We start from the raw sequence: 26161 nt of genomic DNA on the forward strand, positions 1-26161 counted from the left end.
CGCTTTCGGTGTTCCGGGAAGTCCTGTCGCCGGGTCTCGCGTGCGCCGGGTCGTGGCGTCGGCCGGCCGTTCAGCCCGGTCATCCCGGTGCTCCCCGGCGCACGGACACTCCGGTCGGCGTTCATGTCTCGCGACCGGCCGGGGTGTTCGCTCCCGTGACGCCGGACGTGAGGTTGAGTTCGTCGTCGCTCGGGGCGTACTGCCGCGCCTTCTCGGTGGGCAGCCGCGTCGCGATCGCCAGGTGGTAGACGGCGAGGCTGAAAGCGACCATGACTGCGGTGTCCCAGTAGGGGAAGGACAGATAGCCCAGGCCGCTGGGGTGGGAGGCTTGGCCGAAGGTGCCCATGTAGCTGATGGCCGCCGTCCCGAGGATCCAGACCCACACCCACCAGGAGGAGCGGAGGTCGAGGTCGGGTCGGTCCTCGGCCTGCTGGAAGGCTCGGTTGACGAAGAACACCGCGTAGCCGAGCGCGATGGCGACGAAGACCTTCCAGTTCGTCGCCCAACCGGTCCAGTAGATGAGCAGGTTGGCGGCAGCGAAGCCCAGAGGCGCCCAGAGGCCGGCCGGTCTGAGCCGGAACGGACGGGCCGCGTCGGGGAACGAGCGCCGGAACGAACCGAGCGCGACGGGAACGCCCGCCCACAGCATGGCCGTGGCGGAGGTGAGGAATCCGAGGAGGGACTGCCAGCTCGGGAACGGCAGCAGACACAGCAGCCCGACCACGAAACTGACGATCACGCCGATGACGGGGACGCCACGCCGGTCCACGCGCGTCACCGCACCGGGGATGTACCGGTTGCGCCCCATCCCATAGGTGACGCGCGCGGTCGAGGTGATGTAGGCGATGCCGTTGCCGGACGGGGAGACGACGGAGTCGATGTAGACGATCACGGCGATCAGGCCCAGGCCGAGAGACGTGGCCAAGGCCGCGAACGGGCCCGTGGTGACGTCGACGCCGGTTCTGTCCCAGCCGTGCGCCAGCTTCCCGGGCGAGAGCGCGCCGATGTACGCGATCTGCAGTCCGATGTAGAGGATCGAGCAGACCACGAGGGAACCGAGGAGCGCGAACGGGATGTTCCGGCCGGGGTTCTTGGTCTCGGCGCCGAGCTGCACGGCCTGCTCGAAGCCGGTGTAGGCGAAGACGATGCCGCCGATGGCGACAGCGGCCAGCACGCCGTGGAAGCCGTACGGCGCGAAGCCGTGCGTATGGAAGTTCGACGGCTGGAAGCGGGCGAACAGGATGGTCACGATGACCAGCGCGATGGTGCCGACCTTCCACCAGGTGATCGCGCTGTGCACCCGGCCCAGAGCCTTGACCGCGAACAAGTTGATCACGACGAAGAGCGCCAACAGTCCGGTCGCGACGACATAGCCGAGCGGGGTCAGGGTTCCGTCGACGTGGAACAGGTTCAGGTTCGTGTACCCCTCGGCGTAGCTGAGGACGCCCTGCACCTCGATGGGGGCGGTCGCCGCTCCGTAGATCCAGGCCATCCAGCCGATACCGAATCCGGCCAGGGTCCCGTGGGAGTAGTGCACGAACCGGGCCGAGCCTCCGGCCACGGAGAACATCGCGCCCACCTCGGCGTGGTTGAAGGCGATCAGTACGAGAATCGCGATCGCGACGAACCAGGCCAGCAGCGCCGAGGGGCCGGCGATGGAGGCGGCGATCATCGCACTGAACATCCACCCCGTCCCGATGATCGAGTTGATCGCGATCTGCAGGATGTTCAGGCGGGACAGTTGGCGCTTGAGGCCGTACTCGGCTACTTCGGTACTCACGCTCACGCTGACTCCTAATCGTTCGTGGTGAGGTGGGGACGGGGTGGCTCGCGACCCCGTACGCGCCATGACGGGCAGCGGTCGCGCACCCTGGGCGCCGGACGGCTCGACGCGGCTCTTCACGCGCTTCGCGGGCATCGGGTCCCCGGGCTGCCGATCAGCGTGAACCAAGTCACGCACGTCCCGCCCTCCGGGTAAAGCGCGGAATAATGGATGGAATCGTGAAGAAATACTTCTTGTTCCGTGGGTGCCGTGGCATGGAAAGAGCCCCGCCAGGTGTTCCTGACGGGGCTCTCGTGAGATCGGGACGGCGGGTCGGTGAGCCGTGGGTCCCTAACGGTCGGTGATGCTGGGCCGGCTGTGCCGGTAGGCCTGTCGGAGCGCGCCGCGCACGGCGACCAGCGCGGGGTTGCGGTGTGAGCCGGCCCGGCAGGTCGTGACCACCTGCCGTACATGGGAGGCCGCCATCTGACGCAGGTGGAATGCCGGTTCGCGGTCGAACCAGGTGAGGTCCGGCAGGAACGCCGCCGCGTGGCCGCTCGCGACGAGCTGCGCCTGCACCAGGACGTCGGGGGTTTCGTGCACCACGCTCGGTTCGAAGCCGGCCTGGCGGCAGGTGGCCATGGCCCAGTCCCGCCCCGGGCTGCCTTGCGGTTCCAGAACCCAGGGACTGCGGGCGAGGTCGAGGAGAGTCACCTCACCGGGTTCGCGCCCCTCGGGCGGTTGCCGAAACGCGACGCGGATGGGGTCCTCGGCCACCACGTCGAAGTCCATCTCGCTCGAGCGGCTGGTCGGATAGGCGAGGTAGTTCTCGCTGCAGACCAGATCGAACTCGCGTGCCAGCAGACCGGGGAGGGCGACTTCCGGCTCGGCCTGGGTGACCTGGACCTGCAGTCCGGGGTGGTCCGCCGCCAGCGAGGTCAGCGTCGCGGGCACGAGGGCGAGCGCGGCGGTCTGGATCGTGGCGAGTCTGATCGTGCCCACGACGCTGTCCAGCGAGGCGAGGATGTCCGTTTCGGCGCGCTCCAGCTGCTCCAGCACGGAGGCGGTGTGGGCGACGAGGATGTGCGCCTGCGCGGTGAGTTTGATGCGCCGGCCGTCCGGTTCGAAGAGCCTCGTCCCGATCTCTTCCTCGAGCACGGCGAGCTGTTGGGAGACAGCTGACGGGCTGTAGGCCAGTGCGGCGGCCACCGAGGTGACGGTGCCGCGCTGAGCCAGCTCGCGAAGCAACCGCATGCGGTGGAGATCGAACTTCACCCCTCGAACCTACCATGAAGAAATCCTGAAAGATACCGGCCAACTTTCCGCGCTATTCATGAATCAATTGTCGCGGCATCCTGTGTGGCACCGGCGCTCGCGTGCCGCACCGGGCGTCCCGCGCAGTCGGTGGGGACACCGCCGCAATCGCGGCCCGGAGCATCGCGATCTTCTGCTGGGCGTCGACCGTCCGCCCGCGATCGGCGCCGTCGGACGGATCCCTACGAGAGGAGAATCCTCATGAATTCCCCGGTGGCCGCGGTAACGGGCGGCTCAAGCGGACTCGGAGAGGCCGCGGCGCGGCGCCTGGCCGCCGACGGTTATGACATCGCGGTGGTGGATGTCGACCGCGACGCCGGCGAACGAGTTGTCCACGCTCTGGTCGCGTCGGGACACCACGCGCGCTTCTACCGGTGCGACGTGTCCGATCCTTCCGCGGTCGAGGAAACAGCGACGACGGTGGCGGCGGAGATGGGCGCGGCCGAGGTTCTGGTGACGTCCGCCGGGCTGACACCCAACAGCGAGGCCATTCTCGAGATGGACATGCGGGCGCACGAAAGAATGTGGCGCGTCAATTATTTCGGCACGATCCACGCCTGCCAGTCGTTCGCACGGCTCATGGTGCCGCGGCGCAGGGGGTCGATCATCACGCTCGGCTCGATCCACAGCCGGCTCCCCATGCCGCTGCCCGCGTACAACCCGGGCAAGGTCGCTGTCGAGCGGCTCACCCAGCTGCTCGCCGCCGAGCTCGGGCGATTTCACATCCGGGTCAACAGCGTGGGCCCGACGCATGTCATGACGCCCCCGCTGCGCGCGGCGATCGATGCCGGCGAGCGAGACATGAGCAAGATCATGATGGTGCACGCCCTGGACTATCTTCCGGAACCGGAGGATGTCGCGGAGGCGATCGCATTCCTCGCCTCGGAACGGGCGAGGGCCATTACCGGAGTGCTGTTGCCGGTCGACAGCGGCAGTCTTGCCGGGATTTCCTACAACACCTATGCCGGCGGTGTCCCGTGGGACGAGAACTGAGTTTCCCGCAGGGAGACGACACATTTCTCGGGGCGTACGGAGAAACAGCCGGCGGGGACGGCTCTCTTGGTCCCTGATGCGCTTGTCGCCGCCGGGAACGCCGATCCGGATTCTGTGCGGGTTCTTTTCCGGAACCGCGCGCTGTCCGGCCGGCCGACATCACGCGAGTTCCTTGGAGGGAACGTCATGAGTGTGCGGATACGGAAGTTGCCCACGGCCCGTGCGGACGGGAGAGCGCTGTGCCGCTGGTCGATGTGACGTGGTACGAGGGGCGCTCGCAGGAGCGGAAGGAAGAACTCGCGCGCGCGATCTGCCAGGCCTTCGTGGAGATCGGCGACGCGCGTCCGGACACGGTCCACGTGATCTTCCGGGACATCGAGCCCACCCAGTGGTTCAAGTCGGCAGGACTGTTGGAGGAAGAGCGATGAACCTGAAGATCCGCAAGATCCTCACCGTCCGGGAGGAGACCCGGTCCGAGGGCGGCCGGGACGCCGACCGGCCTCTCGTCAAGGCGGCCGCGATCGCCGTGCTGGGCAACCCCTACGCCGGCCTGCCCTACTCCGACGACCTCGCGCGCATCACCGACACCACCTACGAACTCGGGCACTTGTTGGCCTCCACCGCCGCCGAGACGCTCGGACTCGAGGTCGAGAGCTACGGCAAGGCATCCCTCGTGGGCGTCAAGGGAGAGATCGAGCACGGCGTCGCCCACAAGATCGGCGAGTTCGGCCGGGGCGTCCGGGACGCGGTGGGCGGCGAGGCGTGGATCTCCTCGGTCAGCAAGCGCTGCGGCCCCGGGGTGCAGATCGACGTCCCCCTGGCCTACAAGGACGAGATCTGGGTCCGCTCGCACTACGACGCCTTCACCCTGTTCGTCCCCGACGCACCGCTCGCGGACGAGGTGGCCGTCATCGTCGCCGTCTCCTCCCGCGGCCGGCTCAACGACCGCGTCGGCGGCATGACGGTCGAGGACGTCAAGAACGACGTCAAGAACGACGTCAAGAACCAGGAGACGTCGTGAGCACCCTCAACATCGTCAATCTCGCCGGCGCCGTCAGCGGCCGCCTCGGTGACCCGCTCCTGGCGGTCGAATCGGTCCGCTGCGTCGACGGCACGATCGCGGCGCTGGGCGTCGAGGGTGAGACCGGTGACGCCGACGTCACCCTCGACGCCAACGGCGCGATCCTCACCCCGGGCCTCATCGACACCCACGTGCACGTCACCTTCGGTGACTGGACCCCCCGACAGCAGACCGTGGGCTGGATCGAGAGCTACATGCACGGCGGCACGACCCTGATGATGTCGGCCTCCGAGATCCACGTCCCCGGGCGTCCCAGCGACCGCGCCGGCCTCAAGGGCCTCGCGATCGCGGCACAGCGGTCCTGGGAGAACATCCGCCCGGGCGGCGTCAAGGTGCTCGGCGGCTCGGTCATCATCAGCCCCTCCCTGAGGGAGGAGGACTTCGCGGAACTCGCCGCCGAGCGCGTCGGCCTGGCGAAGGTGGGGTTCGGTGCCTTCGAGAGCCAGTCACAGGCGGCCCCGCTCGTACGCGCGGCCCAGGCCGCCGGGTTCATCGTCATGAACCACACCGGCGGCGCGTCCGTGCCCGGGTCGGCGGCCGTCTCGCTCGAGGACGTCATCGCGCTCGGCTGCGACATCGTCGGCCACGCGAACGGCGGCACGACCTCCCTTCCCGACGAACACCTCGAGGCCGTCTTCGAGGCTCCCGGGGCTCTCCAGCTGGTTCAGGCCGGCAACCTGCGCTCCAGCCTGCTGATGCTCGAGATCGCCAAGGACCGCGACGAACTCGACCGCATCCTGATCGCCACCGACTCGCCCACCGGCACCGGCGTGATGCCGCTCGGCATGATCAAGACGGTCGCCGAGTTCTCCTCCCTCGGGGGCCTCAGCGCGACGGACGCCCTCGCGCTCGCCACCGGGAACGGCGGCCGGGTGCTCCGCCGCGACGAGGGCGTCATCGCGATCGGCCGCCCCGCCGACTTCGTGCTCATGCAGCCTCCGAGCGGGGGCGTCGCCACCGACGCGCTCTCCGCGATCGAACGCGGGGACCTCCCCGGCATCGGCGGCGTCGTCATCGGCGGCGAGGTCCGGGCGCTGCGCTCCCGCAACACCCCGGCCCCGGCCCGGCTCGCGACCCAACGGTCCTGACTCCTCCCGACGCGCAAAGGACACGCCGTGGACCTGAAGACACTCCGTACGACCGACCAGCGGTGGGAGATCGCCATCCTGAGCGGACCCAACACCAGGAGGCGGTTCCAGCCCGCCGACGAGTTCGAGCGTGAACTGCGGTCGTGGGGCGACAGCCTCGGGATCGCGGTTCGGCACGTCCAGTCCAACCACGAGGGCAAGCTGCTGGAGTACGTCCACGCCCACGCCGGCCAGGTCGACGGGTTCCTCGTGAACCCCGGCGGCCTGGTGCGCGTGGGCGAGTCCCTGCGGCACGTCCTCAAGGACGCCAGGAAGCCCGCCATCGAGCTGCACCCGAGTCAGGCGGAGCTCCGCGGCGAGTCGATCTTCGCCCCCAGCGTCACCGGCATTTTCGCCGGGCCCGACCGGCACGCGGTCCTGGGAGCCCTGGTGGCCCTGAGCCTCGCGCTCGACGACCTCGACTTCCTCCACCCCGAAGGAACGAGCGAGATCAACCGCTCGCACGGCAACCCCCGTTCTCTCTACGGCTGATCCGGAGGCTTCACATGACCCACGCAGACACCGCGGACACCGCGAGCACCGGGGACACCGCGAGCACCACCAGTGGCAGGCGCCTCCGTTTCGCGCTCCTCAACGGCCTGAACATGACCAATCTCGGCCGGCGCGACCGCAACATCTACGGGAGCATCGCCTCCCTCCAGGCACTCGAGGACCTGGTCACCGAGGTCGGCGACGCCGTCGGCGCCGACGTGACCGCGTTCCACTCCAATCACGAAGGCGACCTCGTCGACTTCCTCGAGAGCAACCCGGACATGGACGGCTACATCATCAACCCCGGCGGTCTCTGGGCATTCGGCGATCCCACGCGTATCGCCCTGGAGGAGACCGGCAGGCCGTTCGTCGAGGTGCACTTCGCCAATATCTTCGCGACGGGGCACGTCTCCACGTTCACCCGGTCCTGCGACGCCACCGTCATGGGTCTGCGCCACCACGGCTACGTAGGAGCGGTCGTCGCGCTGGCCGCTTCGGTCCGCGCACCCGCCGGGAACTGACCACGATTCCGCACCCCGCACACCCCGGATCGATATGCCGAACACTCAACGCCGAACCCCTCACGGTCCCGACGCGGAAGCCATGACGACGAGGGCGATGTCCGAGCCCGACGTCGGCGGCTACCGGCGGCCCGACAGCCTTTCCGAACTCCTGACCCTGCTGGACCGCCGCCCGGCGTCCGTGCTCGCCGGCGGCACCGACCTCGTCGTGATGCGTGCCGACGGGGCGGTCGACCGCACACACGACATCGTCGACATCAAGGGCGTCTCCGGGCTGCGCGGAATCAGTCTCGACGCGGACGGCACGGTCACCATCGGCGCGGCCACCTCCTTGCGGGAGCTGGCCGGGACGACCCTCATACCGCCCAACGCGATCACCGACGGAGCGGCGCTCGTCGGCGGCTGGCAGACCCGCGCACGCGGAACGATCGGGGGCAACATCTGCCGGGCCTCACCGGCGGGCGACACCCTTCCCGGGGTTCTGGCCGCGGACGCTCGGCTGGAACTCGCCTCCGCCGCCGGGACACGACTGGTGGCAGGGCACGACTTCTTCACCGGGCCGGGCCGGACGGTCCGCGAACCCAACGAGCTGCTCACCCGGATCATCGTTCCCGCGTCCCGTGGTGCCTCCGCCTATCTGCGCTTCACCTATCGTCTCGCGATGGACCTGGCCGTCGTCGGCGTCGCGGTCCATCTGGACATCGAGAACGGACGCTGCATCGCGGCCCGCATGGCGCTCGGCGCGGCCGCGGCCACACCTGTGCAGGCCCCCGACGCCGCGGACGCGCTCGTCGGGACGGAGCTGGACGGACCCTCCATCGAGGCCGCCGCCCGGTTGGTGCTCGACACCGCCACCCCCATCGACGACGGCCGGGGCTCACGTGCCCACCGGCGCGCCGTACTACCAGTGCTCGCCAAGCGTGCGATCGGCATCGCGCTCGAGCGCGCGCGAGGAGGACACCGACGATGACCACACGGCACATGACCCTGCGGGTCAACGGCGCGGAGTACGACGTGGCGGCCGCGCCCGACACGTTGCTCCTGGACGCCCTTCGCTACACATGCGGCCTCACCGGCGCGAAACTCGGATGCGGCACCGGCGACTGCGGTGCGTGCACCGTCACCGTCGACGGCGAAGCGGTCAACAGCTGCCTCGTGTACGTCCTGGAATGCGAGGGACACCCGGTGGAGACGGTCGAAGGCGTCACCGCGAGCGGGATCGGCGCCGTCGTGGCCGAGGAGTTCGTGAAGGCCGACGCCGTGCAGTGCGGATTCTGCAGTCCTGGAATCATCATGTCGACCTGCGCGCTGCTCGCCAGAACCGAGCCGGGAGCGGTCACCGACGAGGACATCAAGGAAGCACTCGCCGGCAATCTGTGCCGCTGCACCGGCTATGTGCCGATCCTCGACGCCGTCCGGCGAGCCAGCGGGGCACGGCGATGAGCGGGGAGGAGTCCGGTCGCCATGTGAACGTCGGCACGCGGCTCATCCGGCGCGACGCGGCCGAGCGTCTCACCGGCCGCACCACCTACACCGAAGACATCCGCCTCCCGGGGATGCTCTACGGCGTCCTCGTGCAGTCGCCCGTCGCGGCGGGCCGGCTCCGCGGCGTCGACGTCGACCGTGCGGTGGCGGTCGACGGCGTCGTCAAGGTGCTGACGGCCGAGAACGTGACCGACCGCCGCTACGGGAACTACGTCAAGGACCAGCCGATCCTCGCCCGTGACCGGGTCAGGTTCGTCGGTGAACCCGTCGCGATGGTCGCGGCCACCTCCCTGGCCATCGCTCGCCGGGCGGCAGGCATGGTCGAGGTCGACATCGAGGCGACCCCGCCCGTCGTCGACCTCCGCGAGGCACTGACGAGCGCCGACGTGCTGGTGCACGACAGAGACACGAACGTCATCGAGGACGTCCACATCTCGCGGGGCGACGTCGACGCCGTCTTCCGCTCGGCACACGCCGTGGTGCACACCGAGATCGAGTCGCACCGGGCGCACCAGGCCTACCTGGAGCCGCGCGCCGTGACCGCCGCGCCCGCACCCGGTGGCTTCTCGCTGATCATGAGCACCCAGCAGCCGTTCGGCGTACGCGCCCAGCTCGCTGAGCTGTTCGACATCCCCACCGGCGCGATCGAGGTGAGGGTGCCGGCCGTCGGCGGCGGCTTCGGCGGCAAGCTGCACCTGCTGTTCGCACCCCAGGCGGCCGCGATGACCCTGGCCACCGGCCGTCCCGTCCAGATCGTCTGCTCCCGCGCGGAGGACATGGCGACCGGCAACCCGCGCGAGAACTCGATCGTGCGGATGTCCAGCGCGGTCGACGCGTCGGGCCGCATCCTGGCCCGTAGGTGCGACGTCCTGCTCGACGCCGGCGCGTACGCGATGGACACCCCCATCCTGACCTCGATGGCCGCCTTCTACGCGACCGGCCCGTACCGCATCGACGCCCTGGACGTCCGCGGGCGTGCGGTCTACACCCACACCTGCCCCACCGGCTCGTTCCGCGGCCCCACGGGCCCGCAGATGGTCTACGCCGCCGAGGCCCAGATCGAGGACATCGCCGAACGACTCGGGCTGGATCCCGCAGAGGTCCGCCGACGCAACTTCATCGGCGAGGGCGACCGCGGCCCCACGGGCGAGCTCATCACCCTCCGCGGGACGGCCGACGAGTGCCTGCGCGTCGTCGAGAGCCGGCTCCGGCGATGGCGGCAGGCCGACGCCGCCCCCGGCGATCACCGACGCCGCGGCTACGGGCTCGCCTGCGCATGGTGGTCCACCCTCGGCACGCCGTCGGCTGCGACCGTCGAACTGCACGAGGACGGCACCGCGACGCTCTCCTCGGGCGGAACCGAGATCGGGACCGGCGCCATCTCGACCGCCTTGCCGAGCATGGTCGCCGAAGAGCTCGGACTACGGCCCGACCACGTCGTCCTGAAGTCCGGCGGCACCCGGGACTCCCCCTACGACTCGGGTTCCCGGGGCAGCCGCACCATGTTCGCCACCGGCAACGCCACGGTCCTCGCCGCTCGCGCCGTCGCCGAGCAGATCAGGAACGAGGCGTCACGCCTGCTCGGGGCCGACCCGGCCGACCTGGTCCTGCGCGAAGGGCGCGTCGAGGTCGAGGGCGCGCCGGAGGCCGGTCTGCCCCTCGCCGAAGTGTCGGCGTCCGCGCACCTGCATTCCGGCCCGGTGGTCGCGACCGGTCGATACCGAGCGGAGCTCGCCCCCGTCGAGGGCTCCGACCTGCGGGGCGCCCGCTTCCTCAGGCTGGGTGAGCCGACCTTCCACTGCCACGGCGTGGAGATCGCCCTGGACGAGGAGACCGGACGCGTCGACGTCCTCAACGTCGTCGCCGTCCATGACGTCGGCAGGGTCGTCAACCCGACCGGCGCACGCGGTCAGGTCGAGGGGGGCGTGGTGCAGGGGATCGGCTACGCCCTGACCGAGAACCTCAGGACGAACGACCTGGGAGTCGTCGTCAACGGCAACTTCCACGACTATCGGCTTCCGACCATCGCCGACGTACCGGCGAACATCGAGACCGTCTTCATCGAGACCAACCCCTCGCGCACCGGACCGTTCGGAGCCAAGGGCCTGGGCGAGCCGCCGGTGATCCTCCCTGCGGCGGCCATCGGGTCGGCTCTCCGGGACCTCCTGGGAGTACAGCCGTACCACCTGCCCCTGGACGCGGACCGAGTCGTTCTCACGATGGCCGAGCGGGACTCCCGTCCGGCGCCGGGGCCACCTGAGCCGACGGCGCGTCCAGCGGAACCGGAGGCCGAGAAGTGAGGTGGTTCCACCGTCTGGTCCGGTTCCTCAGCGACGCCTTCGACGGCGTCACCAAGGCATGGAGCGAGGACGATCCCTCGTCGCCGCCGAAGCCGCCGGTCACACCCCCTTGGTAAGAGCTCAGTTTCCCCTTGGGTGCGGCAGCAGCCCGCCCCTCACCTCCACGGAGACAGGCCCCATGCTGAACATCGCGGAGACACTGCTCCGCTGGTGCCGCGACGCGCGCCCCTTCGCCCTGGCCACCGTCGTCGACGTCCGCGGCAGCGCCCCCCTGCCCATCGGCACGGCCCTGGCGGTGGACACGGACGGCAACGCGGCCGGCAGCGTCTCCGGCGGCTGCGTCGAGGGCGCGGTCTACGACCTGTGCCGGCAGGTGCTTCGCGAGGGGGGCACCCCTCACCGTGCCCGGTTCGGGGATTCCGACGACGAGGCCTTCGCGGTGGGCCTGACGTGCGGCGGCGAACTCGATGTCCTCGTCCGGGCCGTCGATCCCACGGCGCAGCCGCAGATCGCCTCGGCCCTCGACGAGGTGGTGCGGGGCCTGCCCGTCGCCGTTGCCCAGGTCGTGGACGGGCCCGTCGGCCTCCTCGGCGCGACGCTCAGCGTTCTCGGGGACGGCCGGGTCGTCTCCGGGACGCTGGGCGACGGCTCGGTGGACACCGTGGTGGTGGACGAGGCCCTTGCCCTGCTGCGGGCGGGGCGCACCGCCCGTGTCGCGCTCGGCGGGACCGGACGGGGGTGCCCGGGCCCGCTGTCCGTCCTCCTGCAGGTCCACGCGCCCCGCCCGCGCATGCTGGTCTTCGGCGCCGTGGACTTCGCCGCCGCGCTCAGCCGGGCCGGGGCCTTCCTGGGCTACCGGGTCACGGTGTGCGACGCCCGGCCCGTCTTCGCCACCGCGGCACGCTTTCCGTACGCGGACGAGGTCGTGGCCGAGTGGCCCCACCGTTACCTGGAACGCACAGAGGTGGACGCTCGCACCGCCGTGTGCGTCCTCACCCACGACGCGAAGTTCGACGTTCCCCTGCTGCGCCTGGCGCTGAGTCTGCCCGTCGGCTACATCGGCGCCATGGGATCCAGACGGACCCACGACGAACGCCTGCGCCTGCTCCGGGACGAAGGCGTGAGCGAGGAACAGCTGGCCCGGCTGTGCTCCCCGATCGGCCTGGACCTCGGTGCGCGCACCCCCGAGGAGACGGCGGTCTCCATCACCGCGGAGATCATCGCCCACATCGGCGGGGGCTCGGGCCTGCCCCTGTCCCGGAGCACGGGCCCGATCCACCCCCTGAGTTCCGTCGACCGTCGCCGCCACGGGCCGCGACCGCCCGGAACCCGCACGACAACGTCCTGACCAGCCCTTTCACGGAAACGCTTCCGCCTGGCAGAAGGCGTCTTGCGTCGTGGACCCGGCCCTCAGGACCCTGTTCCCAACCACGGCACGCGGGGCGACGGCGCCCCGCCGACAGGGACGGGAACCCCATGCCTCACACGACCGCCTTCGCCAGGAACCAGTGGTACAGCTAGCGCATCTTTCTGACCTGCGCTTATGCGAGGCGATGAGGCTGTGACCTGCTAGGACGGGTTGCAGAGGCGTTCGGAGGCAGTCAGAGGAAACCGCTCTGATTCGACCCCGGTTCGACCCGGGTAGCTCGGAGGCAGTCAGAGGCATCAGTCCCTGTAACTGGCCTTTGAGGGACCTGAGTTGGCCGGTGTGGATCACGGGTGGGCGACTCTGGCGGGGCTCTGTTTCGATCTCGGTCGAGCTGCGATGGGGACGCCTGCCTCCGCTCGGGGCCGGTCGTACGAGGGCCTCCAGGACGGCCATCCTGGGGACCCTGCTGGCGCCGATGGAGGTCGGTTCCGGATGCCGCCCGTGGTTTTAGCGGGCCTGGGTGGCGTCCACGTCTTTGCGAGACGACCCCACCGTGCCAGACAGCACCCACCAGCCACTCCCCCAACGACACGTCACCCACCTCCGCAGCCCGCTGGGCCTGTCCCGACTGCCGTCAGCTGCGGCCGATCTGATCCTGCTCGGCGACCTCACCGGCCGCTACGCCACCGGCAGTTACAGCCACCTCGCCAACGACAAGCGGTCCGTGATCCTTCGCGGGGACCGCCAGGGCGTGGCCGAGCACGGACACCGGATCACCGCGGCCATCGCCTGCCACGTCGCCCGCGCCGGCGGCAGCATCGACCAGCTCACGCAGCTCCTGCTACACCCCGACCACGAAGGCGGACGGCACACCCGCAACATCGCGCTGCGCTCCGGGCAGGCGCGCGCCCTGGACTACATCCGCCGGGTCTGGACCAGCGCCTCGACCGCCGTCAGCACCACCTTGGCGCTGGGCTCCCGTCATGACGCGTACGAGGTACTCGCCGCGCTACGGGACCGCATCGAGACCACGCCCTGGCGCGGGGAGCGGGGACGGACCGCGCTGCGGGTGCTGCGGGCGCACCTGAACTTCGCCGAGATCGGTGGCGGACTCCTGCACCATGCCAGTGAACGGCAGACCGCGGAGGAAGCCGGGATCTCCCGCACGACACTGCGAGTCGTCTACGAGACGGTCCTGAAGCCGGGAGGCTGGCTGCGGCGCCTGCGCGTGGGCCATGGCCGGGAGGGCTCGACCTGGTACCTGGGCGACGGCAGCACCCCCGGTCACAGCGGCCCGGCTCTGCTGTCTCGTTTCCGGACCAATCAGTTCCCCCCCGACCCGGCACTTGAGGAATGGACCACCCCTGAGACGGCCACAACGGCCGACATCGACTCCACCGTCCTCGCACGTCTGATGGGCCACGACGCCTTCGCCCATCACGGCCTCGGCAGCGCCGCCCTCATGCTCATCAGCGCCCTGCACCAACACCCCCACCAGAGCGTCAGCGAGCTCATCGGAACGTCCTCGGTCTCCCGCGCCACCACCTACCGGACGCTGAACCGCCTCGCCGACCACGGCCTCGTCCAGCACACCGGAGAGACCTGGGCCCTCGCGCCGCGTGCACTTGAAGGCTTCGGGATCAGCCTCCCCGACGGGGATACCGTCCTCGCCTCGAAGCCGGCGCAGGGCTGGGACAAGATCGCCGGGCAACACGGCACCTGGGGCATCGCGGCCCGGCGCAAGGCCCTGCACAGGGCGGAGCGGGCGGCCTACCAGGAGGCACTGGCCCGGTTGGCGGAGCATCGCAGCAGGGCTTTGGTGATCGTCCACGACGACCGCCAGGTCCTGGTCCCAGCGCCGCGCCCCGACGAGATCCCGCCTGCGTGGCATGCCCGGGACGGGCGGGTCCTCGACCCGGGCACCGGTCGTCCGGCCGCCGACTGGCGGGTCGCCACCGACGGCCGATTGATCCTCATCACCCCATCCGACCAGCGCAGTTACGACGAGCTGGCCGCCGCCCATGCCGAAGCCCTCAGCGAATGGGAGTCCGTCGCATGAAACCCCCTCCCCCAGCCACCTCCGACACCAGCCAGGCGGTGACGCCCAACGCCCTGCGCGAGCAGTACGAGGCCGGTGCCACGGTCGACGAACTCGTCGCCGCCAGCGGCCTGTCCTACGGCACCGTCCTCAACCGACTCCACGACGCCGGGACCGCCATGCGCACTTCCTGGCAGACCCGCCGGATGCGCCAGAACCCACAAGCCCGCCAGCGACTCGCGGCCCACCTCCGCACCCTCTACGAGAAGCACGGCGCAACTCTCTCCGAACTCGCCGCGGCGGCGGGAGAGACGCGGCGCGGTGCCCGGCGCCTGCTGATCGAGGCCGGCGGTGCCGTGCGCACCACACAGCAGACCCTGCAAGTGCGCGCGGCAGCCCGGGCCGCCGAACGGAACAAGGTCGCGCTGTCCCTGCGGGCCCGGTACGAAGCCGGCGCCACCGTGCCCGACCTCGCCCGGGAGCACAGCTACTCCATCGCCACCGTCTACCGGCTTCTCCACCAAGCCGGCACCCGCATGCGGCCCCAGCACCACCACGGGCCCACCCACGCCCCAAGGAAGCAGCCATGAGCCCCCATGCCCTCGTGGGCGTTTCCCACCCTGCCCTACAGATCAAGGCCGCGGCCGTGTGCCGCGCCGGCCGCCAGAGGCCAGCACGGGCACCCCCGTCGCCAGCCCGCTCGCCGACGCACGCACGCACGCACGCACCAAACAACACCCCTTCCTCTTTCAGGAGATCAAGCACACGTGAACGAGAACACCCGTCACAAGACCCTGGCCGCGGCCACAGAACACGTCTGGGACGCGTTCGTGATCGTCGTCGGCATGCTCAAGGGCGGCACCGGCAAGACCACCTCCGCCTGGTTCATCGCCCTCTACTACGCCGTCGTCCTCGGCGTCCCGACCCTGCTGCTGGACGCCGACGCCACCAGCCAGTCCGCCTACGACTGGTTCAAGGTCGCCCAGGCCGCCGGCTTCGAGATCCCCGCGAACCTGGTCGTGGAGCGGTACCCGTTCGACGACATCGCCGAGTACATCCGTGCCAAGCGCGCCGAGTTCGGTGCGATCGTGGTCGACGCCGGCGGCGGCAGCGCCCGCATCTTCCACGAGGCCGTCACCGAGGCGAACCTGCTGCTCGTGCCGGTCGCCCCCACCAAGATCGAGCGCCGCAAGCTCGTGGCCACCTTCGACGAGGCCGAGCGCGCCGCCGCCCGCAACGAGCACGGCGTCACCGCCCACGTCGTCATGGTCAAGGCGGACGACCGCACCAGCCTGCCCAGCCGGGCAAAGGACCAGCTCCTGGAGCCCGCCGAGGGCGAGGGCATCGGCCCCGACCGCGACGAGGCCTTCCCACTCGCCGAGACCACCATCCACTCCTGGGTCCACTACATGGAGGCCTTCGGCGAGATCCCGACCGAGCTGAGCGAGTACGCCGAGCTGATGAAGGAGCTCACGGCATGAGCGAGCGCATGAAGCCCCCGGCCCGCCGAACCGGCGGTCGCACCCTCGGCGGGGCCAAGAAGGCGACCCCGCCGCCCCCTCCCCCGGCCGCCGAGCTCACCCCCGAGCAGTTCGCTGCCGAACGCGCGGCCGGCCAGGACGAAGGCCGTCACGTTGTCGATCAGTCTCAAGCTCAGCCCGCTCCTTCCACCGTTCCCATCGAGTCATCGGCGCAGGGCCGAACCGAGGCAGTGCCCGAAGCAGCGGAGACGGCCACCCAGCCGACCGACGAGGTGGTGCCGAGCGGCCCCGTGCCGGAGCCGGTCACCAGTGGGCCGGTTCGCCCGGACGTCGTCGCCCCCGAGGCAGGGGCCGGTGAGGAGCCGGTGGAGCGGCAGATGCCGCCTGTGGTCCCGGCTTACGAACCTGTAGCTCCTGTGGTGCGTCCGGCGCAGCCGAGCGAGCCCGCTGCGCCACACCGCCTGTCCCCCATCACGTCCGCGGCCCCAGAAGTGGCCCCGGCCGCCGAGGTGGCGGTTCGTCCGGCACCTACTCCGGTCGCAGGCGGTACCACGTTCCCGGTGAGGACCGATGCACCGGGAGCTCATCAGGAGCAGTACGGGCGACCCGAGGCAGCACCCAGCGAGGGAACGCCGTGGGCTCACGGCCCCGGCCGCCCCAAGGACATCCCCGAGACGGCCGTGATCCTCAACCAGCGCATCATCACGCGCGAGAGCCTCGACTCGTCGGTCCCCGCCGCGCTGAAGATCAAGAAGCGGATCAAGCGCTTCGCCCTCGACAACGAACTCGACCACCTGCCCATCGGCGACATCGTCTCCGTCGCCCTGGACGAATGGCTCACCGCACGCGGCTTCTGACGCGGCGTACATGTCCGCGAACGCTTCACTCGTTCGCGGACACCCGCCCCACCGACTATTCCACTAGTCGACTAGGCGGCTAGCTAGTCGACTAGCGGGCCGGACTGGAGCAGCCCATGCCCGATCTCTCGCGCCACGCCCGTCAGCTACGTGCCCTGGCTGACGCTCTCGACGCACAATCCGACCTGACCGACGACCCGTTGGCGCCACATCCGGACACACTGGAAGTCATCGGCGGCCGCCACACCAGTCGTGGGCAGATCAACTACGCCGTCCCCGACGCTCTCCAACTGCAGCGGCGGATCCGCCGGTACCACGCGGACCACGGTGTCCAGCACGGCGACATCGTCGCCATGGCTCTCGACGCATTCCTGCGCGCCAAGGGCTACCCTCCCGACCTCACCTTGCCCAAGGCCGACGAACGGTGATCACTAACCTCCGTGGTGGCGCCACGGGCCGAAAAACGTACAGGCGCGTCTGGTCCGGAATGGTCAGCCACGTGTTCTGGCGGAAGCGGGGTGGCTGTTCGGTGCGGCCACCCCGCCCGCTGCCTCCACCCGCGAACCGGAGACCCTCAACAGGCGCCCTCTTCCGTGCCAACGGTTCGGCGCGCCGCCGTCGTCATCGGCTCGTTCGTCTCGCTCGCCCCGGCCCTGCTGCTGGGCTCCGCCGGTCCGGCGTCCGCGCACGCGACCATGCTGTTCACCAGCCCTGCCGCGGACGCGACCGTGGCCGACTCTCCGAAGTCGCTGGTGCTGGTATTCGACCGATCCATCAGTCCGAGTGGGAGTTCGGTTCACGTCGAGCCCTCAGCGGCTGTGGGAACCGCGACGCTCGGCCGAGGCGGCCAGGCGGTCGCGGTTCCCCTCCGGGGCAATCTGGCTGAAGGCGTCCACACGATCGACTGGCAGGTCACGGCCCGAGACGACGTCATGATGGGCAGCTACCGCTTCGCCGTCGGACCGCGCACCGTCGTCCTCTCTTCCGGCCAGAGCACCATCGCCAAGGACGCCGCGCCCACCACGGTCCTGCGCCGCCGTCGCGCTCGGCGAGCAGGCCGGACGGCATCTTGCCGGCCGCGTCCCGGACGTGCCTGCCCGAAGCACGCGCTCCCCGGCCGCGCTCATCGGTACCGCCGCCGCGATTGACCCTGGCCGCTCTGCAGGTCGGCGAGGGAACGACGACGAGCGGCTCGGCAACGAGGGGTCCGGTTCGGCGGCCGGTTCGAGGGCGGTCATGGCCCCGGATCGTGTCAGAAAACGGTGGTCCGGGGTTGATGAATGACCCTGGATTTTGAAGCGCCGACATGGGTCAGCGCTCAGGAGGCGGCTGCCCGGGGCGCCTTCAAGCTGACCAACGGCTTTGGGAGGATCTCTCGGTGAACAGCACTGATGACGCCGCCCGCCAGACGCTTATCCGCCGCGGCTTCGCCCTGGAGTACACCACCCTCGGTTGGAACGTGATCGGCATCGTGGTGCTCGCGGTTGCCGCGATCTCGGCGAGGTCCGTGGCGCTGGCCGGGTTCGGGCTGGACTCCTTGATCGAGATCGGCGCCTCCACCGTAGTGATCTGGGAGTTGTCCGGCACCGGCGAGGACCGTCAGCGCCGTGCGCTGAGGCTGATCGGTGTCGGCTTCGCGCTTCTGGCGGTGTACCTGCTGGTGCAGTCCACCTGGGTGCTGGCCTCCGGCTTCCGGCCCCACCATTCGCCACTTGGCATCGGCTGGACCGCGGTGACGGCTGTGGTGATGTTCACGCTCGCCGCAGGCAAGGCACGCACTGGCACCGCGCTGGACAACCCGGTGCTGAAGACCGAGGGGCGGGTCACCCTGATCGATGGCCTGTTGGCCGCCGCCGTGCTGCTCGGCCTCCTGCTGAACTCTCTGGCCGGCCTCTGGTGGGCCGATCCGGCCGCCGGGTACGTGCTGGTCCACTACGCGCTGCGCGAGGTCAAGGAGATTTTCTCCGGCGAGCACTGACCGGGCCGGCGGCTTGCAAACGGTACCCAGGTACAGGTTTACCGTCGGAGGTGTCCCCGCCCAGGGGGATGTGATGACGGGAGTGAGTGCGATGAGTGATCTGGCGTGGGTGCCGCAGTCCTGCACGTTGCCCACCGAGGAGCGGCCCCTGCGGGTCGCGGAGTGGGACGCGCCCTTTCCGAGCGGCTGACCTCGTCGTCGAGGCCCGAGCCGCTCCGGTTGCGCCTGGACCTCGCCGGCGGCCCCAGGGTCGAGGAGCGGGTTCAGGACCTGGTGGCACGGGAGAGCGGCTGCTGCACGTTCTTCACCTTCACCACCGCCCCGGGCGAGGAACTGATCGGTCTGGACATCGCGGTGGACCCGGTGCACGAGACGGTCCTGGACGCTCTCGCCGCACGCACCGCACGGGTGCAGCAGTGAGCGCGGGCCTGCGCAGCGGGCAGGTCGCCGAGGCGGCCGGGGTGAATGTCCAGACCCTGCGCTACTACGAGCGGCGCGGTCTGCTGGCCGAGCCGGAACGCAGCAACGGCGGCCACCGCCTGTACGACGAGGAGGCGGTGACCGCGCTGCGGGTGATCAAGGCCGCCCAGCGCCTCGGGTTCACGCTGGAGGAGGTCGCCGAGCTGCTGGAGGCCGGCCGTCATCGGCACGGCCGCCCCGTTGCGGGGCTCCAAGAGCGGGCCGCGGCCAAGCTCGCCGAGGTCGACGCGAGGATCGCCGATCTCACCACCATCCGCACCGCCTTGGCGACGGCTGTCGGGGCGGGTTGCGACGACCTGACCGTCTGCGCCGGAAGCGCCTGCTGTCCCATCCCCTTCACCGACCTCGCCGAGGAGAACCGCCATGCCGGACCCTGCTGCTGACCCCCGCTCGTACCGCACCCCGAAGGTCCTGGGGGGCCTGGCCGCCCTGGCCTGTGTGGCGTGCTGCGCGCTGCCCGTCCTGATCGCGGCTGGTGTCGTCGGCGCCGGGGCGGTGGTGGGCTGGCTGCCCGCCGTCGCTGTCGTCCTGGCCGTGCTCGCCGCTGGAACCTGGTGGCTCAGCCAGCGCCGCTGCTCCTGCTCCTGCTCCTGCTCCTGCTCCTGCTCCTGCTCCTGCTCCTGCTCCTGCTCCTGCTCCTGCTCCTGCTCAGCCAAGACCGATGGTGAGGGCGGGTGCCACGGCACGAAATCTGGGGACCCGCTGGAGATCACGACCGCGGGCCGACGATAGGTCCGGCGGTATGACGATCGCTCGTTCTGTTGCCCTGTTCGCCGTCGCTGCCCTCTTCGAGATCGGCGGCGCCTGGCTGGTCTGGCAGGGCATCCGCGAGCACAAGGGCTGGATCTGGATCGGCGCCGGAGTCATCGCTCTCGGTCTGTACGGCGTGGTGGCCACAGTTCAGAGCGACGACAACTTCGGGCGCATCCTCGCCGCCTACGGCGGCATCTTCGTCGCCGGATCGATTACCTGGGGCATGATCGCCGACGGCTACCGCCCCGACCGCTGGGACGTCATCGGCGCCCTCGTCTGCCTCGCGGGCATGGCCGTGATCATGTACGCCCCCCGCAGCCACTGATCCACGCATCGCCCTGGACACCCGACAGCATGGGCTGCGCTCGTTGCAACTCCCCACTCTGTTGAAATCCACAGTGGCCCCACACGGCCGACGCGCAGGACGACGCGGCGGTCTGCTTATGCCTGGGCACCGGCGACCACTTGCTGTCGGCCGCATCCGCCGTCACCTGACGCCTCTTCACATCGAAGAGAAACCGGAGGGCTCCCGCGAGTCACGTCCTCGCGGGAGCCCTCCGTCCTACCGCCTGCAAGTGAAGGTTGAGAAGACGATCACGAGCAGGACGTTCTCATGCGCTCAGGGCGCGAGCAGCAGGCTGTCGCCGCGCTCCTTGGCGGCGGCGTAACGCCGGGCCACGTCCTGCCAGTTGACGACGGCCCACATGGCGTCGATGAAGTCGACCTTCTGGTTCTTGTACTGGAGGTAGAAGGCGTGCTCCCAGGCGTCGAAGACCAGGATCGGGGTGGAGCCCTGGCCGACGTTGCCCTGGTGGTCGTAGACCTGCTCGACGATCAGGTGCCCGCTGAGCGGCTCGTAGGCGAGGACGCCCCAGCCCGAACCCTGCGTGGTGGCGGCGGCCTTGGTCAGCTGGGCCTTGAAGCCCGCGAACGAGCCGAAGGACTCGGTGATCGCGTCCGCCAGGTCACCGACACCGTCGGCGGCCAGCGGCTCGCCGCCGCCCTCGCCGGTCATGTTGTGCCAGTAGATCGAGTGCAGGATGTGCCCGGAGAGGTGGAACGCCAGGTTCTTCTCCAGGCCGTTGATCGAACCCCACGACTCCTTGTCCCGGGCCTCCGCGAGCTGCTCCAGCGTGTCGTTCGCGCCCTTCACATAGGCCGCGTGGTGCTTGTCGTGGTGCAGCTCGATGATCTGCGGGTTGATGACCGGTTCGAGCGCCGCATAGTCGTACGGGAGCTCCGGGAGCGTGTACACCGCCATGTCCAACATCCTCCGACATAATTGCCACTCATGTGCAACTGCACGCTAGCAGCAAGAGAGGCGCACTGCCGATCAGGCGTTGGTCCTAGGACCACGTGCCGTGTCGCGGGAGGCGCAGGATGCCGGACTTCGAGAGAGGGAGCGAGGTGAGCGGGGTCGCACAGTCGGCGCGCGACGACACGGTGGTGCCGACCGAACCCCGTGCTCTGCTGCGGCGGCACGGACTGCGCTGCACCCCGGGGCGCCTGCAGATCGTCGCGTTGTTCGCCGCTTCGGCGCGTCATCTCTCCGTCGCGGAGGCATGGGAGGAGCTGAGCCGGAGCGGGCCGCCCGTGCACCCCACCACGGTCTACCGCACTCTGGAGACCCTCACGGCGGTCGGGCTGACGTACGCCGTGCACGGTCCCGGCGCCACGCGCTACTGCGTCCCCGGAGAGCCGCACCATCACTTCGTCTGCCAGGACTGCGGCGAGGTGGAGGGGCTCGCACACGAGCGCCTGAGGGAGGCCGTGGGCAGGATCGAGGAGCTGACCGGGCTGCGGCCGGATGCTTCGGGGTCGCTGCTGGTGTACGGGCGTTGTCCCGAGTGCGGCGGCTGAGCCGTGCCAGAACATCGAGCGGGCCCTCGCCGGAGACGGATGTCTCGCGGTCGAGGGCCCGCTCAGTGGTCGGCTGTCACACGCTGAGCGCCGTCCGTACGGCCTTCTCGTGGGCGCGCATCGCGAAGCCGACGTGCTGTTCGACGAGGAGGACGGAGAGCCCGCCGCGCCGGGCGAGGGCGAGGATCGTCTTCTCGACCTCGGCCACGACCGACGGCTGGATGCCCTCCGTCAGCTCGCCCAGCAGCAGGAGCCGGGGGGCGGGTGATCAGGGTGCAGGCGAGGGCGAGTTGCCGGCGCCGGCCGCCGGAAAGCAGGTCGGCGCGGCGGCCGGACAGTTCACAGAGCCGGCCGAGGCCCCGGAAGGACGGCTCACGACCTCCGCGAGGTGGAGCAGGCCGCGCGGGCCCCCAATGATTGCCCGACGGCGATCAGCACCCAGGCGCCGGCCGGAATCACAACCGATTCGCAGGCATGAGGAGGCAAGCGCACAGCCCGGCAGGGGGCGCGGGACGGCATCCGCAGGTCGAACTTGTCAGGCAAGACGGGCCCCGCGCCCGAGTGACAGTGTCGCGCAGGGTCTGCCCTTTCTGCAAGGAGTCTGCTATTGCAACTTACATGCAATAAGGGCGGCCGTGTGCCTCACTCGCCGCCCTCCAGGTCACCCTCCGTCTCCAGGTACACCTGCCGCAGCTCCTCCAGCACCGCCGGGTCGGGCTTCTCCCACATCCCGCGCGACTCCGCCTCCAGCAGCCGCTCGGCGATGCCGTGCAGGGCCCAGGGGTTGGCCTGCTGGAGGAATTCTCGGTTGGCCGGGTCCAGGACGTAGGTCTGGGTGAGCTTGTCGTACATCCAGTCGGCGATCACGCCGGTGGTGGCGTCGTAGCCGAACAGGTAGTCGACCGTCGCCGCGAGCTCGAAGGCGCCCTTGTAGCCGTGGCGGCGCATCGCCTCGATCCACTTGGGGTTGACGACCCGGGCGCGGAAGACGCGGGAGGTCTCCTCGACGAGGGTGCGGGTGCGGACCGTCTCGGGGCGGGTGGAGTCGCCGATGTACGCCTCGGGGGCGGTGCCGCGCAGGGCGCGGACGGTAGCGACCATGCCGCCGTGGTACTGGAAGTAGTCGTCGGAGTCGGCGATGTCGTGCTCGCGGGTGTCGGTGTTCTTCGCCGCGACCGCGATCCGCCTGTACGCCGTCTCCATCTCCTCGCGCGCCGGACGGCCGTCGAGTTCGCGGCCGTAGGCGTAGCCGCCCCAGACCGTGTAGACCTCGGCGAGGTCGGCGTCGGTGCGCCAGTCGCGGGAGTCGATGAGCTGGAGCAGTCCGGCGCCATACGTTCCCGGGCGGGAGCCGAAGATGCGCGTGGTGGCCCGGCGTTCGTCGCCGTGCTCCGCCAACTCGGCCTGGACATGGGCGCGTACGTGGTTCACCAAGGCCGGTTCGTCCAGGGACGCGGCCAGGCGTACGGCGTCGTCCAGCAACCCGATCGTGTGCGGGAAGGCGTCGCGGAAGAAGCCGGAGATGCGCAGGGTGACGTCGATGCGGGGGTGGCCCAACTCCTCGTAGGGGATGGGTTCCAGGCCGGTCACACGGCGGGAGGCGTCGTCCCAGACGGGTCGGACGCCGAGCAGGGCGAGCGCCTCGGCCACGTCGTCGCCGGCGGTGCGCATCGCGCTCGTGCCCCAGAGGGAGAGGCCGACGGAGGTGGGCCAGTCGCCGTTGTCGGCGCGGTAGCGGGCGAGGAGGGAGTCGGCGAGGGCCTGTCCGGTCTCCCAGGCGAGGCGGGAGGGGACGGCCTTGGGGTCGACGGAGTAGAAGTTGCGGCCGGTCGGCAGGACGTTCACCAGGCCGCGGAGCGGTGAGCCGGAGGGGCCCGCCGGTACGAAGCCACCGGCCAGCGCGTGGACGGTGTGGTCGAGTTCGGCGGTGGTCGCGGCGAGGCGCGGGACGACCTCGCGGGCGGCGAACTCCAGGATGGCGGCGACCTGTTCGCCGTGCTCGGTGGGAACCGCGGTCGGGTCCCAGCCCGCGTCCTCCATCGCCTGGACGAGGGCGCGGGCCTTGTCCTCCGCCTCGTCGGCGGTCGTGCGGGTCGCCGCGGACTCGTCGAGGCCGAGGGCCTCGCGCAGGCCGGGGAGGGCGGTGGTGCCGCCCCAGATCTGTCGGGCGCGCAGGATGGCCAGGACGAGGTTGACGCGGTCGGTGCCGCGCGGCGGGTTGCCGAGAACGTGGAGGCCGTCGCGGATCTGTGCGTCCTTGACCTCGCACAGCCAGCCGTCGACGTGCAGGAGGAAGTCGTCGAAGCCGTCGTCGCCGGGGCGGTCGGCCAGGCCGAGGTCGTGGTCCAGCTTGGCGGCCTGGATGAGCGTCCAGATCTGGGCGCGGATCGCCGGGAGCTTGGCCGGGTCCATGGCCGAGATCTGGGCGTACTCGTCAAGGAGTTGCTCCAGGCGCGCGATGTCGCCGTAGGAGTCGGCGCGGGCCATCGGCGGGACTAGGTGGTCGACGAGGGTGGCGTGGACGCGGCGCTTGGCCTGGGTGCCCTCGCCGGGGTCGTTGACCAGGAAGGGGTAGACCAAGGGGAGGTCGCCGAGGGCGGCGTCGGGGCCGCAGGCGGCGGACAGGCCGGCGTTCTTGCCGGGCAGCCACTCCAGGTTGCCGTGCTTGCCGAGGTGGATCATCGCGTCCGCGCCGAAGCCGCCCTCGAACTGCGGGGCGGCGATCCAGCGGTAGGCGGCCAGGTAGTGGTGGGAGGGTGGGAGATCCGGGTCGTGGTAGATGGCGATCGGGTTCTCGCCGAAGCCGCGTGGGGGCTGGATGAGGATGAGCAGGTTGCCGAAGCGCAGGGCCGCGAGGACGATGTCGCCCTCCTTGTTGCGGCTGTGGTCGACGAACATCTCGCCGGGAGCCGGGCCCCAGTGCTCCTCGACCGCGGTCCGCAGCTCCTCCGGGAGCGTGGCGAACCAGCGCCGGTAGTGCGCCGCCGGGATCCGCACCGGGTTGCGGGCCACCTGCTCCTCGGTCAGCCAGTCCTGGTCGTGGCCGCCCGCCTCGATCAGCGCGCGGATCAGTTCGTCGCCGTCGCCGGAGGCCATCCCCGGGACCTCGTCGAAGGCGTAGCCCTCCTCCCGCAGCCTGCGCAGCAGGGCGACCGCGCTGGCGGGCGTGTCCAGGCCGACGGCGTTGCCGATCCGGGAGTGCTTGGTCGGGTACGCGGACAGGACCAGCGCCACGCGCTTGTCGGCGGCCGGGATGTGCCGAAGTCGCGCATGGCGTACGGCGATCCCGGCGACGCGGGCCGCGCGCTCGGGGTCGGCGATGTAGGCCGGGAGGCCGTCGGCGTCGATCTCCTTGAAGGAGAACGGCACGGTGATCAGGCGGCCGTCGAATTCGGGTACGGCGATCTGGCTTGCGGCGTCGAGGGGCGAGACGCCCTCGTCGCTCTCCGCCCAGGCCGTGCGGGAGCCGGTCAGGCACAGGGCCTGGAGGATCGGCACGTCGAGGGAGGTGAGGGCGCCCGCGTCCCAGGACTCGTCGTCTCCGCCGGCCGATGCCTCGGCGGGCTTGGTGCCGCCGGCGGCCAGGACGGTGGTGACGATCGCGTCGGCGGCGCGCAGTTTCTCGATCAGCTCGGGTTCGGGGGCGCGCAGGGAGGCCACGTACAGCGGGAGGGGACGGGCGCCCGCCTCCTCGATGGCGTCGCACAGTGCGTGGACGAAGGCGGTGTTGCCGCTCATGTGGTGGGCCCGGTAGTAGAGCACCGCGACCGTCGCGGAGCCGGGGGTGTCGCGCTCCGGGCGCTCCAGCGGGCCCCAGGCCGGCGCGGGCGCCGGAGCCTCGAAGCCGTGCCCGGTCAGCAGGACCGTGTCGGACAGGAAGCGGGCGAGCTGCTCCAGGTTGGCCGGTCCGCCGTGGGCGAGGTAGGCGTGGGCCTCGGCGGCGATTCCGACCGGGACGGTCGAGGCGGCCATCAGCTGGGCGTCCGGGGCTTGTTCGCCGGTCAGGACGACGACCGGCAGGTCGTCGGCGAGCAGCAGGTCGAGACCGTCCTGCCAGGCGCGCAGACCGCCGAGGAGGCGTACGACGATCAGGTCGGCGCCGTCGAGGAGGGCGGGGAGGTCGTCGAGCGGGAGGCGGGCCGGGTTGGCGAAGCGGTAGGGCACCGGTCCGGTCGCCGTACGGGCGCTGAGCAGGTCGGTGTCTGACGTCGACAGCAGAAGGATCATGCGGCGTCGGCCTTCCTCGGGGTGTCCGCGCCCCGGGCGGTGT

General features: G+C 70.4%; 26 protein-coding genes and 1 pseudogene. 22 read left to right on the plus strand and 5 right to left on the minus strand.

The features are described 5' to 3' along the window. Positions 1-121: 121 nt before the first annotated feature. Positions 122-1780: an APC family permease gene (locus ABZ490_RS36690; protein ID WP_359000391.1), complete on the minus strand. Its 1659-nt coding sequence runs from the start codon at positions 1778-1780 to the stop codon at positions 122-124. A gap of 333 nt (positions 1781-2113) precedes the next feature. Further along, positions 2114-3037: a LysR family transcriptional regulator gene (locus ABZ490_RS36695; protein WP_359000394.1), complete on the minus strand. Its 924-nt coding sequence runs from the start codon at positions 3035-3037 to the stop codon at positions 2114-2116. Between the two features lie 240 nt (positions 3038-3277). Between ABZ490_RS36695 and ABZ490_RS36700 the strand changes: the two genes are divergently transcribed. From ABZ490_RS36700 to ABZ490_RS36800, 21 genes are all read left to right on the plus strand, one after another. Next, positions 3278-4069: an SDR family oxidoreductase gene (locus tag ABZ490_RS36700; protein WP_359000397.1), complete on the plus strand. Its 792-nt coding sequence runs from the start codon at positions 3278-3280 to the stop codon at positions 4067-4069. A 239-nt stretch (positions 4070-4308) separates the two neighbouring features. Further along, positions 4309-4497, plus strand: a complete 189-nt coding sequence (locus ABZ490_RS36705) for a tautomerase family protein (RefSeq protein ID WP_359000401.1) — start codon at positions 4309-4311, stop codon at positions 4495-4497. Further along, on the plus strand, positions 4494-5090 hold the full coding sequence (locus ABZ490_RS36710) for an amino acid synthesis family protein (RefSeq protein WP_359000404.1): 597 nt from the start codon (positions 4494-4496) through the stop codon (positions 5088-5090). The genes ABZ490_RS36705 and ABZ490_RS36710 overlap by 4 nt, the downstream gene beginning before the upstream one ends. Then, positions 5087-6238, plus strand: a complete 1152-nt coding sequence (locus ABZ490_RS36715) for an amidohydrolase family protein (RefSeq protein WP_359000407.1) — start codon at positions 5087-5089, stop codon at positions 6236-6238. Before ABZ490_RS36710 ends, ABZ490_RS36715 begins: the two co-directional genes overlap by 4 nt. Positions 6239-6265: 27 nt before the next feature. Then, positions 6266-6769, plus strand: a complete 504-nt coding sequence (locus ABZ490_RS36720) for a type II 3-dehydroquinate dehydratase (protein WP_359000410.1) — start codon at positions 6266-6268, stop codon at positions 6767-6769. Positions 6770-6783: 14 nt separating this feature from the next. Then, entirely contained in the window at positions 6784-7290 is a 507-nt protein-coding gene (locus ABZ490_RS36725) for a type II 3-dehydroquinate dehydratase (RefSeq protein ID WP_359000413.1), read from the plus strand. A gap of 97 nt (positions 7291-7387) precedes the next feature. Continuing rightward, complete coding sequence (locus ABZ490_RS36730) at positions 7388-8260, plus strand: FAD binding domain-containing protein (RefSeq protein WP_359000416.1); 873 nt, start codon at positions 7388-7390, stop codon at positions 8258-8260. Next, positions 8257-8733, plus strand: a complete 477-nt coding sequence (locus ABZ490_RS36735; protein ID WP_359000419.1) for a (2Fe-2S)-binding protein — start codon at positions 8257-8259, stop codon at positions 8731-8733. The genes ABZ490_RS36730 and ABZ490_RS36735 overlap by 4 nt, the downstream gene beginning before the upstream one ends. 23 nt (positions 8734-8756) lie before the next feature. After that, entirely contained in the window at positions 8757-11075 is a 2319-nt protein-coding gene (locus tag ABZ490_RS36740; protein WP_359000422.1) for a xanthine dehydrogenase family protein molybdopterin-binding subunit, read from the plus strand. Positions 11076-11253: 178 nt separating this feature from the next. Next, on the plus strand, positions 11254-12423 hold the full coding sequence (locus ABZ490_RS36745) for an XdhC/CoxI family protein (protein ID WP_359000425.1): 1170 nt from the start codon (positions 11254-11256) through the stop codon (positions 12421-12423). 574 nt (positions 12424-12997) lie between these two features. After that, positions 12998-14503, plus strand: coding sequence for a helix-turn-helix domain-containing protein (locus tag ABZ490_RS36750; RefSeq protein WP_359000428.1), 1506 nt, complete (start codon positions 12998-13000; stop codon positions 14501-14503). Next, on the plus strand, positions 14500-15072 hold the full coding sequence (locus tag ABZ490_RS36755; protein WP_359000431.1) for a helix-turn-helix domain containing protein: 573 nt from the start codon (positions 14500-14502) through the stop codon (positions 15070-15072). The genes ABZ490_RS36750 and ABZ490_RS36755 overlap by 4 nt, the downstream gene beginning before the upstream one ends. Positions 15073-15249: 177 nt before the next feature. After that, positions 15250-15963, plus strand: coding sequence for a ParA family protein (locus tag ABZ490_RS36760; RefSeq protein ID WP_359000434.1), 714 nt, complete (start codon positions 15250-15252; stop codon positions 15961-15963). Next, on the plus strand, positions 15960-16820 hold the full coding sequence (locus ABZ490_RS36765; RefSeq protein WP_359000437.1) for a hypothetical protein: 861 nt from the start codon (positions 15960-15962) through the stop codon (positions 16818-16820). Before ABZ490_RS36760 ends, ABZ490_RS36765 begins: the two co-directional genes overlap by 4 nt. 116 nt (positions 16821-16936) lie before the next feature. Further along, complete coding sequence (locus ABZ490_RS36770) at positions 16937-17248, plus strand: hypothetical protein (protein WP_359000439.1); 312 nt, start codon at positions 16937-16939, stop codon at positions 17246-17248. Between the two features lie 165 nt (positions 17249-17413). Beyond that, positions 17414-17968: a copper resistance CopC family protein gene (locus tag ABZ490_RS36775; RefSeq protein ID WP_359000442.1), complete on the plus strand. Its 555-nt coding sequence runs from the start codon at positions 17414-17416 to the stop codon at positions 17966-17968. Between the two features lie 230 nt (positions 17969-18198). After that, positions 18199-18798: a cation transporter gene (locus ABZ490_RS36780; RefSeq protein WP_359000445.1), complete on the plus strand. Its 600-nt coding sequence runs from the start codon at positions 18199-18201 to the stop codon at positions 18796-18798. 162 nt (positions 18799-18960) lie between these two features. After that, positions 18961-19218 carry a hypothetical protein gene (locus ABZ490_RS36785; protein WP_359000448.1) on the plus strand — a complete coding sequence of 86 codons (258 nt, stop codon included), beginning with the start codon at positions 18961-18963 and terminating at the stop codon, positions 19216-19218. Further along, complete coding sequence (locus tag ABZ490_RS36790; RefSeq protein WP_359000450.1) at positions 19215-19661, plus strand: MerR family transcriptional regulator; 447 nt, start codon at positions 19215-19217, stop codon at positions 19659-19661. The genes ABZ490_RS36785 and ABZ490_RS36790 overlap by 4 nt, the downstream gene beginning before the upstream one ends. Further along, complete coding sequence (locus ABZ490_RS36795; protein ID WP_359000453.1) at positions 19642-20010, plus strand: hypothetical protein; 369 nt, start codon at positions 19642-19644, stop codon at positions 20008-20010. The genes ABZ490_RS36790 and ABZ490_RS36795 overlap by 20 nt, the downstream gene beginning before the upstream one ends. A 10-nt stretch (positions 20011-20020) precedes the next feature. Beyond that, positions 20021-20356 (plus strand): YnfA family protein, encoded by a 336-nt coding sequence (locus ABZ490_RS36800; protein ID WP_359000456.1) that lies wholly within the window; start codon positions 20021-20023, stop codon positions 20354-20356. A 294-nt stretch (positions 20357-20650) separates the two neighbouring features. Here ABZ490_RS36800 and ABZ490_RS36805 read toward each other — a convergent pair whose 3' ends face one another. Beyond that, positions 20651-21292, minus strand: coding sequence for a superoxide dismutase (locus ABZ490_RS36805; protein ID WP_359000459.1), 642 nt, complete (start codon positions 21290-21292; stop codon positions 20651-20653). A gap of 146 nt (positions 21293-21438) precedes the next feature. Here ABZ490_RS36805 and ABZ490_RS36810 point away from each other — a divergent pair, with 146 nt between their 5' ends. Next, positions 21439-21891, plus strand: coding sequence for a Fur family transcriptional regulator (locus ABZ490_RS36810; RefSeq protein WP_359000462.1), 453 nt, complete (start codon positions 21439-21441; stop codon positions 21889-21891). 112 nt (positions 21892-22003) lie between these two features. On the opposite strand, the pseudogene ABZ490_RS36815 reads toward ABZ490_RS36810, so the two are convergent. Next, positions 22004-22232: pseudogene (locus tag ABZ490_RS36815) on the minus strand (ABC transporter ATP-binding protein); the annotation flags it as partial. 301 nt (positions 22233-22533) lie between these two features. After that, positions 22534-26118: a cobaltochelatase subunit CobN gene (cobN, locus tag ABZ490_RS36820; protein WP_359000465.1), complete on the minus strand. Its 3585-nt coding sequence runs from the start codon at positions 26116-26118 to the stop codon at positions 22534-22536. Positions 26119-26161 lie beyond the last annotated feature (43 nt).

Source organism: Streptomyces sp. NPDC005811 (genome assembly GCF_040630405.1).
GTDB lineage: Bacteria > Actinomycetota > Actinomycetes > Streptomycetales > Streptomycetaceae > Streptomyces.